Here is a 17015-nt window from a genome sequence, read left to right as displayed (position 1 = left end):
GAACACGTTCTATATCGACGACGGGAATTTGCCAGCGTGGACTTCACCAGAGATGAAACCCAGGATGCGGTAGCCGAGGTGGCTACCGCACTCCTGGCCCGCGAACTTGCGCCGGATGCCTTGTGGGCGGCCTTCGCCGAGGCGGATCTGCTCACTTTGGCGCTACCGGAGCGACTCGGAGGGGAGGGTCTGTCCGTCACCGACGTGGGCGCCTTGCTCACCGAAGTCGGCCGGGCGGCGGCGCCGATTCCGGCGCTGGCCACACTCGGATTCGGGGTGCTACCCATAGTGGCGCTCGGCAGCGACGCCCAGCAGGATGAACTTCTGGCCGGTGTTGCCGCGGGACGGGTGTTCACGGCTGCCTTGGCTGAGCCGGGCCGCCAGTTTCCCGAGCAGCCAGCTGTTACGGCAAGGAAGACCGGTGATCGTTACCGCGTTGACGGGACCGCGCTCGCGGTCCCCTTCGCTGCGAGTGCGCACCGCGTATTGGTCCCGACAGACGTCGGTGTTGTGTTGATCGACCCGAACTCAACCGGTGTGACGCTCACACCGACGCCGAGTTCGTCCGGCAGCCCCGAGTTTGCGATCGTTCTCGACAACGCTTCGGGCGAGCTGCTCGGCGCCGGCACGGAAGCCGTGCACACGCTCTATCGCATTGCTTTGGCGAGCATCGGAGCTGTGGTCGACGGATTGGTTTCCGGAGCCGTGGATCTCACTGCTACCCACATCGGATCGCGCGAGCAATTCGGTAAGCCGCTCGCGACCTTCCAGGCCGTCGCGCAACAGATCGCCGACGCCTACGTCACTTCCCGGACACTGCATGTTGTGTCGCTGTCGGCATCGTGGCGCGTGTCGGAAGGCCTTGATGCGCAGTCCGATCTGGATGTGATGGCGTACTGGATAGCTCAGGAGATTCCTGCGACCATGCAGGTTCTCCATCATCTGCACGGCGGTTTGGGAGTGGATGTCACCTATCCGCTTCATCGCTATTACGGGGCAGCAAAAGACTTGGCGCGCCTGCTCGGTGGCGCTTCGCATCGACTCGACCTCGTGGGGGCCCGGTGTTCATCGATCTGACCGACAGTCAGCGCGCGTTGCAGGCTGAACTTCGTCGTTACTTCTCGAATCTGATCTCGCCCGACGAGGCCAAGATCATGCGTACCGAACGGCACGGACCGACCTACCGTGACGTGATCCGCCGAATGGGCAAAGACGGGTGGCTCGGTGTCGGCTGGCCGGTCGAATACGGCGGGCGAGGCTTCGGTGAGGTGGAGCAGCAGATCTTTGTCAACGAGGCTGTGCGAGCCGATGTTCCACTGCCGTCGGTCACGCTGCAGACGGTCGGCCCGACGTTGCAGAAGTACGGTAGCGAGGAGCAGAAGCAGAAGTTTCTTCCCGCCATCTTGGCCGGCGAAGTGCATTTTGCCATTGGATACACCGAACCTGAGGCCGGAACCGACCTCGCGGCTTTGCGTACCGGTGCTGTTCGCGCGGGTGACGAGTACATAGTCAACGGCCAGAAAATCTTCACCACCGGTGGACATGATGCGGACTACGTGTGGCTGGCTGTGCGAACAGGAGCAGCAGACTCGCGGCACCGGGGGATCTCGATCCTGATCATGGACACAAAGGATTCTGGGTACACCTGGACGCCCATCATCACCTGCGACGGCGCCCATCATGTCAACGCCACCTACTACGAGGACGTCCGCGTTCCGGTGAACATGCTTGTGGGCGAGGAGAATCAGGGCTGGCGCCTCATTACCACCCAGCTCAATCACGAGCGGGTCATGCTCGGACCAGCGGGCCGTGTCGGTGGCATCTACGACCATGTCTTCGACTGGGCTCGCCGGGAGAATCTCCTTGACCACGCCGACGTGCGACGCACGCTGGGGGAGATCCACGCAACCTATCGACTGAACGAACTCCTCAATTGGCAGGTGGCGTCGAGTGATTCGGACTCGGTTGATGTTGCCGATGCTTCCGCAACCAAAGTTTTTGCCACCGAGCGCATTCAGCGAGTCGGTCGACTGGCCGAGGAAATTGTCGGTCGATACGGCAACCCTCTCGATCCGGAGACCGCTGATCTCATGGAGTGGTTGGACATGCAGGTCAAGCGCAATCTGGTGATTACGTTCGGCGGCGGGGTCAACGAGGTGATGCGTGAATTGATCGCGACTGCCGGCCTGAAGCTGCCAAGAGTTCCGAGATAGGAATTGACTGTGTCAGATCCCATTCTTACTGCTGCAGAGCAGGTTCGTGCGGCCGGACCGAGCGCGCCGCGCGCCGGTCGAGATCCCGTGAACGTGCCGATGGTCCGCAACTGGGTCGAAGCGATCGGTGACGAGAACCCGATCTATGTCGATGAATCCGCAGCAATCGCCGCCGGGCACGGCGGCCTGGTCGCTCCGCCGGCCATGGCGCAGGTGTGGACGATGCGGGGACTCGGCGCTGTACGCGAATCCGACGATCCTCTCGGCCGTATGACGGATATCCTCGACGAAGCCGGCTACACCTCGGTCGTTGCAACCAACTGCGATCAGAGCTATCACCGCTATTTGCGGCCGGGCGAGGAGGTGACGATTTCGTCTGTCTTGGAAGATGTTGTGGGGCCGAAGAAGACGGGCCTCGGTGAGGGCTGGTTCTTCACAACCCGTAGCTTGTGGCACGTCGGTGACGAATTGGTATCCGAGATGATGTTCCGGATCCTGAAGTTTGCTCCGCCGGCCGGTGAGACGGTTCAATCGGATGTGCCCGAGGATCTGGATTCTTCTCGAATGCTGCGTCCCACGCCGTCTTTGGACACGCAGTTCTTCTGGGACGGAGTTGCCGCGCACGAACTTCGGATTCAACTGCGCCCCGACGGCAGCGTGCAGCATCCGCCGGTGCCCGCGATCTGGAAGGACAAGTCGGCGCAGACCGACTATCTCGTGGCCTCCGGGCGGGGAACCGTATTCAGCTTTGTCGTCCACCATGCGCCCGCAGTGCCCGGTCGCTCTCTACCGTTTGTGGTTGCGCTCGTCGAACTGCCGGAAGGTGTGCGTATGCTCGGTGAACTCCGCGGTGTCGCACCTGCCGACGTCTCGATCGGAATGGCTGTCGAGGCAACGTATCTCGATTTTCCGGGTGATGAAGAGACTGGTGGAACTCCGTGGACTCTGTATGCCTGGATACCGGTTTCGCGGCAGGAGGAGACTCGATGACTTCGGTTTCGGACATCACTGTGGGAGAGCAGCTTCCGACACTCTCGATCTACGGCGACCCGACGTTTGTCGTGTCCACGGCTTTGGCAACGCGCGATTTCCAGGACGTGCATCACGATCGCGACCTGGCGCAACAGCGCGGCTCGAAGGACATCTTTGTCAATATCCTCACCGACACCGGGCTGGTGCAGCGATTTGTCACCGATTGGGCGGGGCCGCGTGCTGTCATCACCTCGATCAAGCTCCGACTCGGGGTGCCCTGGTACGCGTACGACACTCTGACGCTCAGCGGAACCGTCACCAACTTCGACGAGGCGATGGTGACGGTTGCCGTGGCGGGCAAAAACAGTCTGGGTGATCACATCACCGCCCAGGTCATGCTGACATTTACCCCGCTGACTTCCACGACGGCCGGAGAGATCGAATGAGCGCACTGTCGGGGAAAGCCGCAATCGTCGGTATCGGCGCGACGGATTTTTCGAAGGACTCCGGTCGAAGTGAACTTCGTCTGGCGGCTGAGGCCGTTCAGGCGGCATTGGACGACGCTGGCCTGACCCCTGCAGACGTCGACGGGCTCACCTCCTTCACGATGGATACCAATACCGAAGTAGCCGTGGCGCGTTCGGTAGGAATCCCCAACCTGAAGTTCTTCAGCCGCATCCACTACGGCGGCGGAGCTGCTGCAGCCACGATCCAGCAGGCTGCCATGGCGGTCGCGACAGGAGTCGCGGATGTCGTTGTTGCCTACCGTGCTTTCAACGAACGCTCCGGTGCCCGGTTCGGCCAGGTGAACTCCGGCCTTGTGGCACAGGTCAATTCATCGGGAACGGACAATGCCTTCTCGTACCCGCACGGATTGGGAACTCCCGCTTCATTTGTCGCGATGGTGGCGCAGCGATACATGCACGTCTACGGTGCGTCGAGTGAAGACTTCGGCCGCGTTGCCGTTGCCGATCGCAGGCATGCTGCCACAAACCCGAAGGCCTTCTTCTACGGAAAGCCGATCACGCTCGAGGACCACCAGAATTCCCGGTTCATCGCCGAACCTCTGCATCTACTGGATTGCTGTCAGGAATCCGACGGCGGTGTTGCCATCGTGGTCACCTCAGCCGAGCGGGCCAAGGATCTGAAGAACACCCCTGCCGTCATCGCGGCCGCAGCTCAGGGCAGTGGGGCCGATCAGTACATCATGACCAGCTATTACCGTGACGGTCTGACCGGACTGCCGGAAATGGGGCTGGTGGGTGATCAACTCTGGTCGCAGAGCGGACTGCGGCCGGCGGATATGCAGACAGCGGTTCTCTACGACCACTTCACGCCCTATGTGCTTATGCAACTCGAAGAGCTCGGCTTCTGTGGTCGGGGAGAAGCCAAAGACTTCATTGCCGGTGGCGCAATCGAACTCGGCGGGAAACTTCCGATCAACACCCACGGCGGTCAACTGGGGGAGGCATACATTCACGGGATGAACGGCATAGCCGAAGGTGTCCGTCAGATCCGGGGGACTTCCGTGAACCAGGTCGATGCTGCTGAGAACGTATTGGTCACTGCGGGTACAGGCGTGCCGACGTCGGGGCTGGTTCTCACTCGGTAGGCAAAGCTCTCTGCTGCGCAATTGTCCATCGGGACAGGTGACCCGGCCCGGTTGTGATGCGATACTCGGAACATGTTCGAGAATGCCTTGCTGATCGACGCGGCGGGTCGGCCGACCCAGCGGCACCACCAGGCCTTTTCTCAGGATTGGGACCGTATCAAGCAGTGGTCCGACAGTATTTACATGCCGTATACGGTCACGCCGATCGGTAGCCGACTACGTCCGGCGTCGGATATGTATTCGGCTACCGTCGGTCGGATCGACGTCACCCGTTTCTGCTACGGCATACCCGTTACTGTGGGTGAGTGTTCGCCCGAAGCTGGGAACATTCTGGTTCTGACGACGATTCGGGGGAACGGACGGCATGCTCTTGGCGGCGGGTCGTCCGTGAATACCGGTGTCGGAGAAACGTTTGTGGCGGACTGCAGTCGGACGGACTATTTCGTAGAGTTCGACGAGGATCACTTGCAGTTGAATTTGACTGTGCCGCATCAACTTGTCGCCGATCATGCCCAACAGTGGTATGGACGTGTGCCGGATGATCGTCTGTGGCAACACAAGTGCTCGATCGGTGGGCGCGGATCGAGCTGGCTGGCGCTGATGGATTACGTAGTGCGGGCAGTCGCAGAGTCGCCCGAAGCGCTGTCGCGCGAACGGTTGGGGGCGCGGGTGCAGGAGCTGATCACCGCGCAACTGCTCGAGGAGTGGGCCGCGCAGGCCGGTATCGCACTCGGTGCCGGGATCGATTCTGCGGAGCCGGTATATGTACGAGCGGCCGAGGAGTACATAGACACTTTCGCTCGTTCGGTTCCGACTGCCTCGGAGATCGCGGCTGCGGTCGGAGTGAGCGTTCGGGCGCTCGCCGCAGGCTTTCGCCGATACCGTGACACGACACCCGGTCAGTTGTTGCGAGAGCGTCGGCTTACCGGAGTGCGCAGTGAACTCCTGTTTTCGGACGGAAGAACCATTTCCGATATCGCCAACGCCTGGGGGTACGTCAACCTGGGCATTTTTGCCGCCGGATACCGGAAACGATTTGGGGAATTGCCGTCGCAGACCAGGTCGCGAGCCTGAACGTGTGGTCTTGGGGAAGTCGTGACACCCCGTTTGCCGCTTCGAGGATCTAGGTCGATCCGTTGTTTCTTGTCGGAGCCTTCTGCGAGGATTGACGGTAAGAGTGACAGCAGGGCCCGGAACATCAATCAGACCTCGCATTAGGAGCTCGATCATGGCATCTCGACTCAATCCGTACATCAGTTTCAACGGCGACGCCCGTGAAGCGATGGAGTTCTACAAGAGCGTTTTCGGTGGCACGCTCGCGCTGAACACCTTCGGTGAATTCGGCCAAGAGGGCGCCGGCTCGGACAAGATCATGCACGCAATGCTCGAAACCGACGAGGGATACACCGTGATGGGCTCGGATACTCCTCCCGGCATGCCCTACAACCCGGGTGACAACATCACCGTCAGCCTCAGCGGCGACAACGGTGATGTACTTCGCGGCTACTGGGAGAAGCTGTCTTCCAGTGGAAACGTGTCGATGCCGCTCGAAAAGCAGATGTGGGGCGACGAGTTCGGAGCCTGCGTCGACAAGTTCGGAATCAACTGGGTCGTAAATATCGGCACGCCGCAGAGCTGAGCGATCCGGTCCGGTTCTGCCGAAATCAGACGGAACTTCTGCCGTCTCGAGGCAGAGCCGGGCATGTGATCGTCGTTACATTCTCTCTGACAGAAGAGTTTTCAGTCGGATGGAGAGTGTGATGACGATCGAAGATGTTGCAGGAAAGGCTTTTTCGAAGGAGCGTTTCGACGGTCTGTTGGCGGATGCTGTTCGCGGACCCGCTGGTGTCCCCGGTGTGGTTGCCATGATCACCGATCGCGACGGCAACGTCTACGAGGGTTCCGCAGGCGAGCGTGCTGCAGGCTTCGGAAACCCGATGTCCACGGATTCGGTCTTCGCCTTGTTTTCGACAACCAAGGCGATCACCGGAACTGCTGTACTGCAGTGCGTCGAGGAAGGTTTGCTCGATCTCGATGCACCGGCGGCTACGTACATTCCGGAAATCGGTGAGCTGAAGGTTCTTGACGGATTCGGCGATCAGGGTGAGCCGATTTTGCGGGAACCGAAGCGAGAGATCACCACTCGCATGCTGATGCTCCACACAGCCGGATTCGGCTACGACTTCTTCAACGAGTCGTACAACCGCCTGTCACAGGAACACGGTCAGCCCAGCGTGATCACGTGCACCAAAGCTGCGCTCACCACTCCGCTGCTGTTTGATCCGGGCGAGAAGTGGGAGTACGGATCCAATATGGACTGGGCTGGTCAGGTCGTGGAATCCGTTCGTGGACAACGGCTCGGCGAGGTGATGCGAGAGCGGATCTTCGAACCGTTGGAGATGACGGACACCGCATTTTCGATGACTCCGTCGATGAAGGACCGCCTTGCAACCATTCATCAGCGGGACGACGACGGAACGCTCACTCCGCTCGTGGGATTCGAACTACCCGCCGAGCCTGAGGTACACATGGGTGGGCACGGGTTGCACGGCACGGTCGGTGACTACATGAAGTTCATCCGGATGTGGTTGAACGACGGCGTCGGCAGCCGGGGGCGGGTGCTGTCGCAGGAATCGGTGGCAGCAGCAACCAGGAACGGACTCGAAGGCCAACATGTCGGACTTCTGCCTGGCGTGATCCCGACACTGTCCAACGACGCCGAGTTCTTCCCCGGAGTGCCGAAGGGATGGGCGTACTCGTTCATGACAAACGAGGAGGTGGCTCCCACCGGACGACCAGCGGGTTCACTTGCCTGGGCTGGACTGGCCAATCTCTTCTACTGGATTGATCGCCAAAGCGGCGTCGGTGGATTCTGGGCCACGCAGATCCTGCCGTTTGCAGATGCGGGTTCGGTTGGCGGGTACTTGGATTTCGAGTCGGCCGTGTATCGCTGACGGCAAAGTTCCCGCTGTCCGGGATCGGAGGCGGCAACGCTGGGAGTTCGGAGTACTCATGCAGTAAGCGAATGTGTACAACGAACTAGGAGATGGCATGAACAGCCTCGAGGGTAGTTTCGAAGGCAAGGTGGCACTGATCACCGGTGCCGCTCGCGGGCAGGGACGCGCTCACGCCGTTGCGTTTGCCGAGCGTGGCGCCGACATCGTGATCTGCGATCGCTGCGAGGACAGCGACGCCGTCGCGTACCCTCTCGCGACCGAAGCTGATCTCGCCGAAACAGTGCGCCTCGTCGAGGCCACGGGGCGTCGTTGCATCGCAGTCAAGGCAGATACCGCCGACCGTGAGGCAATGGACGCCCTCGTGGCCCGGGCTGAAGCCGAATTCGGCAAGGTTGACATCGCCGTTGCCAACGCCGGTGTGTCCGTTCCCGCCCCGATCACGTCGATGACGTCGGCGCAGTGGAACGAAGTCATTTCTTCCAACCTCACGGGTGTTTTCAACACCGTCGCCGCGGTGTCCGGCGGAATGGCACAGCGTGGTTACGGCCGTATCATCACCATCTCCTCGATGATGGGTCGATCCGGTGGCACACAGATGGCCGCGTACGGCGCCTCCAAGTGGGGTGTCATCGGGCTGACCAAGAGCGTGTCCCTCGAGCTTGCAAATTCCGGCGTCACAGTCAATGCGATTGCGCCGGGCAATATTTCGACGCCGATGATCCACAACGACATGATGTATCACATGATGCGTCCGGATCTCGAAGAACCGGCGATGGCAGACGTCGAACCGGTATTCGCGACTTTGCACGCGCAGCCCGTCGGGTGGCTTGATCCGTTCGAGATTACCCGCGTCATTCTGTTCCTCGCGGCTGATGCCAGCGCGCACATGAGTGGCATCGTTGTTCCTGTCGACGCCGGAGTCGCTGCTCGTTCGAACGCTTGACCGTAGTGTCGTCCCGCCGTCACGTGCGGGCATCGTGGGTTGTCGGAGTGCTGAGTCTGAGCGGTGTGGTGGTCGCACTGCAACAGACTTTGGTCGTTCCGCTTCTCCCTGAGTTTGCGACGGCATTGGGAGTCTCCAACTCGACTGCGTCGTGGTTGGTGACATCAACATTGTTGACCGGTGCCGTCGCAACTCCACTCATCGGCCGGCTTGCCGATATGTACGGCAAGCGGGCCATGATGCTTCTGTGTCTCGGCGTCATGATCGTGGGTTGCTTGATCGCCGCGACCAGTCAGAGCTTTCTCGTTCTTGTACTCGGTCGATCGATGCAAGGATTTGCCTCTGCGTTGTTGCCCGTGGGAATCAGCATCATGCGCGACGCCCTTCCGCCCGAAAAACTCAGTGGTGCAGTTGCTCTCATGAGCGCGACCGTTGGTATCGGGGGAATGGTCGGCATGCCGATGGCGGGCGTGCTCTCCGCCCATTGGGGCCTGTCCTCGCTCTTCTGGGTGACCGGTGCCGTCGGTATTGCTGTCGCAGTTGTACTGCCATTTGTCGTACCGGAATCCGCCGTGAAAAGCCGCGGACGCTTCGACTTCCTCGGCGCAATAGTCTTCACCGCGGCGATGACCAGCTTGCTTCTTGCCATCTCCAAGGGCACGGAATGGGGTTGGGGAAGCCCGGTCATTCTTGTGCTCATTGCGGCGGGAATTGTGTTGCTGAGTTCATGGGTTCCATGGGAACTCAGCACATCGGCGCCCCTCGTGGATTTACGAACATCGGTTCGCGCCCCGATCCTGGTATCGAATATCTGCGCGCTACTGCTCGGCTTTGCCATGTTCATCAGTTCACTGGCTGCTACGCAGGAGTTGCAGCTTCCCGCAGAATCCGGGTTCGGACTGGGGCTGTCTGCGTCAGCGGCAGGACTGGCAATGTCGCCGGGTGGGCTCTTGATGGTCCTCCTCGCGACCGTTTCGCCTAAAGTCACTCGCCGCTGGGGAGCCAAGACAACACTGGCGACCGGGGCCATCGTCATCGCTCTCGGTTATGTCCTGCGTCTATTCCTCACTCCGACGCTGTTCACCATCATTCTCGGCACAGCGATTGTGTCTGCAGGCGTCGCATTTGCCTTGGCGGCGATGCCCACTTTGATCACCGAATCCGCTCCGCTCGACCAGACGGCGTCCGCGAACAGCGTCAACAGCCTGCTCCGTTCCGTGGGTACTTCGACCGGAAGTGCCGTCGCTGCTGCGGTATTGGCTGGTTCGACCGTGTTGATCGGCACTGCAGTTGTGCCGACGCTGCATTCGTTCGAGGTTCTCTACTCGATCGGCGCGGGAGCTGCGTTCCTAGCGGCAATAGTGACACTGGTGGTTCGCGTCGAACGGAAAGGCGCTGTTCAGCGGGATCGCTCGGCAGAGAACGTTCAGTCCGGAGACGCTGTCCGCGAGTAATTCTGTAGAAATCTGTCGGGGCTCTGCGTCACACTGGGTTCTCGGGTTGGATTTGTGCTGACGCGGGAGGACGCATGACCGGAGCGATTGTGGCCGAGGGACTGGTCAAGAAGTACGGCGAGCTGACGGCGTTGGGCGGCGTAGATCTGGAAGTGCGCGAGGGCTCGGTAATGGCACTTCTCGGACCCAACGGTGCGGGTAAGACCACAGCGGTTCGCATATTCACGACGCTGCTCACTCCTGACGCCGGCCGTGCCGAAGTCGCCGGGTTGGACGTCGTCAAGGATGCGCGGGCCCTGCGATCCAAGATCGGGGCGTCAGGTCAGTACGCCGCAGTCGACGAATACCTCACTGGGTACGAGAACCTCGAGATGGTCGGACGGCTGTATCACCTGGGAGCAAAGAAGAGTAAAGCGAGGGCACGCGAGCTACTTGACCAGTTCGACCTGGTCGAAGCCGGAGATCGCCCGGTCAAGGGCTATTCCGGCGGTATGCGCCGACGCCTGGACCTCGCTGGTGCCTTGGTGGCCCGGCCGCAGGTTCTGTTTCTCGACGAACCGACAACCGGCCTCGATCCGCGCGCGAGGCTCGGACTCTGGGACGTCATCGAAGGCCTGGTGGCACAAGGCACGACTCTGCTGCTCACGACGCAATACATGGAGGAAGCCGAAAGGTTGGCCGACCAGATCGCAGTGATCGACCGCGGCGTGGTGATCGCGCGTGGAACATCCGATCAACTCAAGGCACGGGTTGGTGGCGAACGTATCGAACTGAGCGTGCACGAGAACGAACATCTCGACATCGTCCGGGAAGAATTGAGGGCACTGGCCGTGGGGGAGATCCAAATTCAGGAGAACGTCCGACGCATCACTGTGCCGGTCGATGACGGAACCGACGCGTTGGTCACCGCCCTCAATCTGCTGTCGGCCCGAGGAATCAGAGTATTCGATGTCGGGTTGCGTCGACCGACACTCGACGACGTTTTCCTCACGTTGACCGGGCACCAGGCTGAATTGGAGGACCAGAAATGACGGTGCAGATGGCACTCGAAGATGGCCTGACCATTGCCAAACGAAACCTGATCAAGATCAAGCGCGTTCCGGATCTCCTCGTGTTCACGACGCTTTCGCCCATCATGTTCGTGTTGTTGTTCGCGTACGTGTTCGGCAGTGCGATCTCCGTCCCCGGGACGTCGTACCGCGAGTTTCTGATCGCCGGAATCTTCACGCAGACAGTAATATTCGGTTCTACGTGGACAGGTTTGGGTATGGTCGAGGATCTGCAGAAGGGGATCATCGACCGATTCCGTTCCTTGCCCATGGCTCCTTCGGCAGTGCTGATCGGCCGTACGTCCAGCGATGTCCTCATCAACGTGATCAGCCTGGTGGTCATGTCGATCACCGGCCTGCTCGTGGGATGGCGCATTCACTCCAGTTTCTTCGAAGCGCTGGCCGGATACTTACTTCTCTTGTTGTTCGCGTACGCGTTGTCCTGGGTCATGGCAGTGGTCGGCCTGTGGATCAGGACGCCGGAAGTGTTCAACAACGCCAGCTTCGTTGTCATTTTCCCGCTCTCGTTCATCGCGAATACATTTGTCGAAACCACCAACTTGCCAGGGCCTTTGAAGGTGATCGCGGAGTGGAATCCGGTGTCGGCCGTGACTCAGGCGGTGCGCGAGCTTTTTGGCAACACCAACCCCGCCATGACGGTTCCCGATGCATGGCCACTGCAGAATCCGATTCTCGCGTCGCTGTTGTGGACGGCCGGCTTGCTGATTGTCTTCGTGCCGTTTGCAATCCGTCGATACCAGAAAGCCGTCAGTAGGTGACTCGTGCTGCGGGTTTGGTGCCGGTCACCACTGTCGACGAGGTGGCATCGTGTGCGGAAATTTTCACGAGAAGTCCTCCGTGAGTGAATGATTCCACGGTGCGGTCTACCTGTTCGTTGCTGGTTTCGACAAGCAGGTGCCCGCCGGGTTTGAGCCACGTCGCTGCCTCGTCGGCAATCCTTCGTTGGATATCGAGTCCGTCGACACCGCCGTCGAGGGACACTCGGGGTTCGTGGAGTCGCGCTTCGGGTGGCATGAGACGGATCGAATCGGTGGGGACATACGGTGCGTTTGCCGCTATGACGTCGATCCGTCCGCGGAGTTGGGAGGGTAGCGGATCGTAGAGATCGCCGTCGAGAACCTGACCAGGTGCGGCGATGTTGCGGCGTGCGCAATGAACCGCAGCGGGTTCGATGTCGATGGCGTACAACTCGATCGCCGGGACGTTCGCCTGGAGTGTCGCCCCGACGGCACCCGAGCCGCAACAGAGATCGACGGCCACACCGCCGGGGGCTGTCAACGAACATGCCTGCCTGGCCAGGAACTCAGTGCGTCGACGTGGCACGAATACCCCGGGTTCCAGCACTATGCGCAAACCGCAGAATCCTGCCCAGCCGACAATGATCTCGAGTGGTTCGCCGCCCACCCGCCGAGCGATCATGACGTCAAGTTCGGCGGGGGATTGTGCGGCATTCAGTAGAACTCGCGCTTCGTCCTCGGCAAAAACACATCCTGCGCGGCGCAGGACGTCGGTAGTGGATTTTTGCCGAGAACGAGAGGGCATCGGTGCGGACATATGAGAGTGCCTTTCGGGAATTACCGTATGGGCGCTCTCGACCGCTACTGGAAGATGAACGGAGGAGGCGGCGCCACTACTGACCTAGCGGTAATGGGACTCACCTCCTGAGTGTCTGCATATCGACTGCGTCTGCCTGTCGACCTGCACGTATTGAACGTCGATACTCTATCGAATCATTGTCGTCTGCGCGCGCCATTAAGCGCATTCACTGTGAATTCGGCGGCGATACTCGGGTTGTCGAGCCGCCGAACCATCTGGTCAGAGAAGTATTCAACTCCGACTGTGTGGCCCCGACCCAGGCCACATGGCCGTCGGGGCGAAGCAGCACGGCGGGAGCGTCCAATTCGGTACTGGTGTCGACGATGTGGTCGACGCGATCACTCCATTCATCGACCGACAGTTGACCACCCTGGTCGATCAGCAATCCGCGGCCGGAGTGCATCAGGTCGTAGAGGTTGCCACCGGTCAGCGCGATGTTCTTCAGCCGGCGGCCCAGCAGATTGTCGCCGTCACCGAACTCGTAGCGAATCGAGATCGCCGTGATCTTCTCGGTCAGATAGCGGTTGACATCGTCGAAATCCATCAGCTCGGAGATCAAGCGCCGCACAGCTTGTGGGCCCGCTGCGGTGGAGATCAACTCCGCTTGTGCGCGCGTGTTGTCCAGGACGTCGGCGGCCACCGGACGCCGTTCGGCTTCGTAGGTGTCGAGCAGGCTTTCCGGTGCCCATCCGTTGATCTCTGCGGCAAGCTTCCAGCCGAGGTTGAAGGCGTCCTGGATACCGAGGTTCAGACCCTGCCCGCCCATCGGCGGGTGGATATGTGCGGCGTCGCCTGCAAGAAATATCCGGCCACGGCGGTAGCGATCAGCCAAACGGGTGGCGTCGCCGAAGCGCGAGAGCCACCGCGGCGAGTGCACGCCGAAGTCGGTGCCCGCGATGACCTGGAGTTGTTGCTTGATGTCGTCGAGGGTGGTCGGGACGGCACTACCGTCGGCAACATCGGCTGCGGGAACCACGACGCGATGAGCACCATTTCCGGCCGGGCCGATTCCGAATCGCTTGTGCGTTTCGCGGATCCTGGCGACCACGGCGGCCAGTTCGTCCGCCGGCATGGTCACGTCCATTTCGCCGATCAACGTGTCTGCCGTCGACGGTTCGCCGGGGAACCCGACGTCGATCAGCTTCCGCACGGTGCTGCGTCCGCCGTCGCATCCGATGAGGTAGCGCGCATGAAGTGTTGTGCCGTCGGCTAATTCCGCAGTGACGCCGTGGTCGTCTTGACCGACCGCGACGACGCGTTTCCCACGCCGAATGTCCGTGCCGACTTCGGTGGCGTGTTCTGCGAGAATCCTGTCGATCTCGGGCTGGGGTATGCCCAGTACGTAACCGTGCTCGGTGTCCAGGTAGCTGGGTGCGGGTTTGGAAATGCCCGCGAAGAATCCGCCGAGTGGATACTTTCGGCCGTGCGCGAGGAATCTGTCCAGCAGGCCGCGCTGCTCCATGATCTCGATACTGCGCACATGGATGCCGAGGGCGCGGACAAACGGGGCAGGTGCTTCGTCTTTGTCCAGCACCACGACGTCGACACCGTGAAGCCGGAGCTCACCGGCCAGCATCAATCCGGTTGGTCCGGCACCGACAACGATGACGTCACTCATGTAGACCCCTCCTGCGGGCAAGGCGTGCGCTTGCTCGCAGCAGCCGAGTCTGCACCATTACCCGGGCCTTGCCGCAAGCCCCGGGGCACGCGATATGGTGAAAGGGGCGGGAGGTTCAGTGCCGTGCGGTCGCGCTGTCCTTTCCCGCGGACCCTTGGCGTGTCCCTCGGCTCATAGCCAGAACCGCATCACGGCGGTCGATGCTTCCGAACGGTGACCCGCCGGTCGGGTTGTCACTTCCGAACAGCCAGGTGGGTCCGTCGGCCAGGTGGTCGAGAGCTTCCCGGGCAACGTCGGCGGGATCAGCAAGGTTGGCACGCGTTGTGGCCTGCGCCCCGAGTGCACGATGCAGAGACGGGGTGTCTGTTGCGCCCAGCACGAGGGACAGAACGTCCACGCCCTTCGGATGCCATTCCGCCCAAAGGCTTTCGGCGAGAATGAGATCGAATGCCTTTGTGGCGCCGTACGTGGCGTGCTCCGCGCCGCCGGCCCAGGCTGCGCCGGAGGTCAGTAGCACCATGGCACCCCGCCCGCGGGCTACCATCGGCGCGCCGAAGCGATAGGTGGCCTCGAGTACGCTGATGCAGTTCCGATGAACGAGAGACAGGTGATCGTCCAGATCCTTGTCGAGGAATTCGGCGCTGTAGTCGTCGCTTCCGGCGTTGTACACAAACAGCCCAACCTCGAGATCGGCTGTTATCCGTGCCAGTTCGGACATTGCGTCCGAGGAGCTGAGATCTAGCGCAACCGTGCGTACTTCGACATCGTACTGTGCGCGGATGTCGTCGGCGAAGGCTTCCAAGACGGGTACTCGCCGGGCAACGAGAACGATGTTCACGCCGCGAGAGGCCAATTCGTGAGCGAATGCGGCACCAACCCCGTCGGATCCGCCGGCAATGATCGCCCACCGTCCGTACTTCTGTGCGAGATGTGTTGGCATTGTGTGCTTCCTTTCAACGTGGACTCTGTTCGACGTGTGCGGTCAAAGCGCGAATTGTCGTGCTGGTGCATCGCTCACGTCGACGGCGCCAGCATCGTGCGGTGCTCGGGTGTCCCGTCGAGGTTGGCATTGATTCGCTCGACGGTTCGCCAACCCTCCGCAGTGCGCACCCACCGCCAGGTATTTGCCGAGACGCGAGCCACCCAGAAGCGGTCCGCGTCACTGTCCCAACGGATGTTGAGTGCGTAGTTGCGTCCCGTTGCGTTGTCGCCGTCGATCTCGATGTGTGGAGCGGTCAACACATGGCCGCACCCGTTGCGGATCAGACTCTGGTGACCTTCGCCCAGCACCATCTCGGCGATTGCTTCTCGACCTTTCATATGACGTTGCGGAACGGCGTCGAAGGTGCCGTCTTCGGTCCAGAGTGCCGCAGCGGCCGCACCGGAACCACTGTCGACGGCCGGCCCGTACTGCGCTACGAGTTGCATGATTTCGACTTGGTCTTCAAGAGCACGAACTCGGTTCATCAGAGTTGTCACTGCGGTCCGAAGATCGTCGTTCTCAACCATTTTCACACCTTTCCAGGAATGACGACTATGCGAGCCGGTCCGTTGGCGTCGCGCGACGCATCGAGTGCCTCCGCGACTTCGTGGAGTCCGACTGTCCGTCCGAGCATCGGGCTGATGTCGACCTCGCCGGAGCACACTGCATGGAATGCCTCGTCCCAGTGGGCAGGCAATGGGCCTCCGCCGAATTGGATGTTGAGGCCCTTGCGCTTTGCAGTAAGTGTATGGAGGTGATCGCCCTCCGGCGGTCCGCCGGAGGAGAATATCCTGGTTCCACGCTCGCATCCTTTGACGATCGAATCGAGAACACCTGGTATTCCGACACATTCGAAGATGACGCAGCCCGGTAGTGCGGCTATCGCCATCATGTCCCTCGTCGTGTCCGGCGATCCGTGCGCCACATCTCGCCAGGCTTGGTACGGGGAGATTTCGGCGGGATCTATGACAGCGTCAGCCCCCATTGCCGTCGCGGTCTCGCGGCGAGACGCAATGAAATCCACGGCAATGATCGGGCCGATTCCGAGACGTTTGAGGTTCGCAATCGTAGAAAGGCCGATGGCGCCGCAACCGATGACCAGGGGAACCTCGCGGGCACCCATCTGCGCGCGTGCTGCTGCAGACCATCCGACCGAGAGTGCGTCGGCAACGCAGATCACCTCGCTCGGAAGGTCCGAGCGCACCACGCGTGTAATCGATTCGTCGAGGAGTAAGAACTCGCCGAAACCGCCGGGCGATTCGGGATTCTGCCCGATGATCTTGCGGCCCATGGGGGTGGCGAGCACCGGGAGGGAACTTACTCGGGTGCCGATGGGGATTCGTCGGTCGGTGCCGGGTCCGTAGTCGACGACTTCGGCGCAGTATTCGTGGCCCATGACGATGTCGACGTTCTGATCGTAGGTGGACATCCCGCTGTCGTCGTCGATGCCGGCGTCCGGGTTATCCATGTAGTGAAGGTCCGACGCACAGATTCCGCAGGCCAGCGAACGAACAAGTAATTGGCCGGGACCGGGAACAGGATCATCGACGACTCCGAATTCGACGGTGCCTTCTCGCAGTACTGCAGCGCGCATCTGA

Annotated in this window: 17 protein-coding genes; 12 read left to right on the top strand and 5 right to left on the bottom strand. The window is 61.0% G+C overall.

The window, feature by feature from the left end; genetic code table 11:
• Window positions 1-36: 36 nt before the first annotated feature.
• The 12 genes from V2B23_RS14740 (at window position 37) to V2B23_RS14685 (ending at window position 11979) form a co-directional block, all read left to right on the top strand.
• The gene (locus V2B23_RS14740) at window positions 37-1077 is read left to right on the top strand and encodes an acyl-CoA dehydrogenase family protein (protein ID WP_430951022.1); all 1041 of its coding nucleotides are present in this window, start codon (window positions 37-39) and stop codon (window positions 1075-1077) included.
• Entirely contained in the window at window positions 1062-2213 is a 1152-nt protein-coding gene (locus V2B23_RS14735) for an acyl-CoA dehydrogenase family protein (RefSeq protein WP_430951021.1), read from the top strand. Before V2B23_RS14740 ends, V2B23_RS14735 begins: the two co-directional genes overlap by 16 nt.
• 9 nt (window positions 2214-2222) lie before the next feature.
• Window positions 2223-3203, top strand: coding sequence for a bifunctional MaoC family dehydratase N-terminal/OB-fold nucleic acid binding domain-containing protein (locus V2B23_RS14730; RefSeq protein ID WP_430951020.1), 981 nt, complete (start codon window positions 2223-2225; stop codon window positions 3201-3203).
• Window positions 3200-3631, top strand: a complete 432-nt coding sequence (locus V2B23_RS14725; RefSeq protein WP_430951019.1) for a MaoC family dehydratase — start codon at window positions 3200-3202, stop codon at window positions 3629-3631. The genes V2B23_RS14730 and V2B23_RS14725 overlap by 4 nt, the downstream gene beginning before the upstream one ends.
• Window positions 3628-4797 (top strand): lipid-transfer protein, encoded by a 1170-nt coding sequence (locus V2B23_RS14720; protein ID WP_430951018.1) that lies wholly within the window; start codon window positions 3628-3630, stop codon window positions 4795-4797. The genes V2B23_RS14725 and V2B23_RS14720 overlap by 4 nt, the downstream gene beginning before the upstream one ends.
• A 72-nt stretch (window positions 4798-4869) precedes the next feature.
• On the top strand, window positions 4870-5871 hold the full coding sequence (locus V2B23_RS14715) for an AraC family transcriptional regulator (RefSeq protein WP_430951017.1): 1002 nt from the start codon (window positions 4870-4872) through the stop codon (window positions 5869-5871).
• A gap of 154 nt (window positions 5872-6025) precedes the next feature.
• Window positions 6026-6436 carry a VOC family protein gene (locus tag V2B23_RS14710; protein WP_033232525.1) on the top strand — a complete coding sequence of 137 codons (411 nt, stop codon included), beginning with the start codon at window positions 6026-6028 and terminating at the stop codon, window positions 6434-6436.
• Window positions 6437-6557: 121 nt separating this feature from the next.
• On the top strand, window positions 6558-7751 hold the full coding sequence (locus V2B23_RS14705; RefSeq protein ID WP_430951016.1) for a serine hydrolase domain-containing protein: 1194 nt from the start codon (window positions 6558-6560) through the stop codon (window positions 7749-7751).
• 97 nt (window positions 7752-7848) lie between these two features.
• On the top strand, window positions 7849-8697 hold the full coding sequence (locus V2B23_RS14700) for a mycofactocin-coupled SDR family oxidoreductase (protein WP_430951015.1): 849 nt from the start codon (window positions 7849-7851) through the stop codon (window positions 8695-8697).
• A gap of 5 nt (window positions 8698-8702) precedes the next feature.
• Window positions 8703-10151 carry an MFS transporter gene (locus V2B23_RS14695; RefSeq protein ID WP_430951014.1) on the top strand — a complete coding sequence of 483 codons (1449 nt, stop codon included), beginning with the start codon at window positions 8703-8705 and terminating at the stop codon, window positions 10149-10151.
• A 74-nt stretch (window positions 10152-10225) separates the two neighbouring features.
• Window positions 10226-11182, top strand: a complete 957-nt coding sequence (locus V2B23_RS14690) for an ATP-binding cassette domain-containing protein (RefSeq protein ID WP_430951013.1) — start codon at window positions 10226-10228, stop codon at window positions 11180-11182.
• A complete protein-coding gene (locus V2B23_RS14685) occupies window positions 11179-11979 on the top strand; it encodes an ABC transporter permease (RefSeq protein ID WP_033232521.1) in 801 nt (266 codons plus the stop codon). The genes V2B23_RS14690 and V2B23_RS14685 overlap by 4 nt, the downstream gene beginning before the upstream one ends.
• On the opposite strand, the gene V2B23_RS14680 is transcribed toward V2B23_RS14685, so the two are convergent.
• The 5 genes from V2B23_RS14680 to V2B23_RS14660 form a co-directional block, all read right to left on the bottom strand.
• Entirely contained in the window at window positions 11969-12775 is an 807-nt protein-coding gene (locus V2B23_RS14680; RefSeq protein WP_430951012.1) for a putative protein N(5)-glutamine methyltransferase, read from the bottom strand. The two genes, V2B23_RS14685 and V2B23_RS14680, sit on opposite strands and share 11 nt — an antisense overlap.
• Before the next feature lie 208 nt (window positions 12776-12983).
• On the bottom strand, window positions 12984-14435 hold the full coding sequence (gene iri / locus V2B23_RS14675; protein WP_430951011.1) for a rifampin monooxygenase Iri: 1452 nt from the start codon (window positions 14433-14435) through the stop codon (window positions 12984-12986).
• A 115-nt stretch (window positions 14436-14550) separates the two neighbouring features.
• Complete coding sequence (locus V2B23_RS14670) at window positions 14551-15375, bottom strand: SDR family NAD(P)-dependent oxidoreductase (RefSeq protein WP_430951010.1); 825 nt, start codon at window positions 15373-15375, stop codon at window positions 14551-14553.
• Window positions 15376-15449: 74 nt separating this feature from the next.
• Window positions 15450-15944 carry a nuclear transport factor 2 family protein gene (locus V2B23_RS14665; RefSeq protein WP_430951009.1) on the bottom strand — a complete coding sequence of 165 codons (495 nt, stop codon included), beginning with the start codon at window positions 15942-15944 and terminating at the stop codon, window positions 15450-15452.
• Between the two features lie 2 nt (window positions 15945-15946).
• Window positions 15947-17011: a zinc-binding dehydrogenase gene (locus V2B23_RS14660; RefSeq protein WP_430951008.1), complete on the bottom strand. Its 1065-nt coding sequence runs from the start codon at window positions 17009-17011 to the stop codon at window positions 15947-15949.
• Window positions 17012-17015 lie beyond the last annotated feature (4 nt).

The sequence above is a fragment of the Rhodococcus sp. 24CO genome (genome assembly GCF_050586165.1).
Lineage (GTDB): Bacteria > Actinomycetota > Actinomycetes > Mycobacteriales > Mycobacteriaceae > Rhodococcus_F.
This window is presented reverse-complemented; position numbering and strand designations above follow the sequence as displayed.

What these genes read in the sequence shown, in the direction of transcription:
- V2B23_RS14725 (WP_430951019.1), top strand. Translation starts at nt 3,200, where the DNA reads ATGACTTCGGTTTCGGACATCACTGTGGGAGAGCAGCTTCCGACACTC.
- V2B23_RS14720 (WP_430951018.1), top strand. Translation starts at nt 3,628, where the DNA reads ATGAGCGCACTGTCGGGGAAAGCCGCAATCGTCGGTATCGGCGCGACG.
- V2B23_RS14715 (WP_430951017.1), top strand. Translation starts at nt 4,870, where the DNA reads ATGTTCGAGAATGCCTTGCTGATCGACGCGGCGGGTCGGCCGACCCAG.
- V2B23_RS14710 (WP_033232525.1), top strand. Translation starts at nt 6,026, where the DNA reads ATGGCATCTCGACTCAATCCGTACATCAGTTTCAACGGCGACGCCCGT.
- V2B23_RS14705 (WP_430951016.1), top strand. Translation starts at nt 6,558, where the DNA reads ATGACGATCGAAGATGTTGCAGGAAAGGCTTTTTCGAAGGAGCGTTTC.
- V2B23_RS14700 (WP_430951015.1), top strand. Translation starts at nt 7,849, where the DNA reads ATGAACAGCCTCGAGGGTAGTTTCGAAGGCAAGGTGGCACTGATCACC.
- V2B23_RS14690 (WP_430951013.1), top strand. Translation starts at nt 10,226, where the DNA reads ATGACCGGAGCGATTGTGGCCGAGGGACTGGTCAAGAAGTACGGCGAG.
- V2B23_RS14685 (WP_033232521.1), top strand. Translation starts at nt 11,179, where the DNA reads ATGACGGTGCAGATGGCACTCGAAGATGGCCTGACCATTGCCAAACGA.
- V2B23_RS14680 (WP_430951012.1), bottom strand. Translation starts at nt 12,775, where the DNA reads ATGTCCGCACCGATGCCCTCTCGTTCTCGGCAAAAATCCACTACCGAC.
- iri (WP_430951011.1), bottom strand. Translation starts at nt 14,435, where the DNA reads ATGAGTGACGTCATCGTTGTCGGTGCCGGACCAACCGGATTGATGCTG.
- V2B23_RS14670 (WP_430951010.1), bottom strand. Translation starts at nt 15,375, where the DNA reads ATGCCAACACATCTCGCACAGAAGTACGGACGGTGGGCGATCATTGCC.
- V2B23_RS14665 (WP_430951009.1), bottom strand. Translation starts at nt 15,944, where the DNA reads ATGGTTGAGAACGACGATCTTCGGACCGCAGTGACAACTCTGATGAAC.
- V2B23_RS14660 (WP_430951008.1), bottom strand. Translation starts at nt 17,011, where the DNA reads ATGCGCGCTGCAGTACTGCGAGAAGGCACCGTCGAATTCGGAGTCGTC.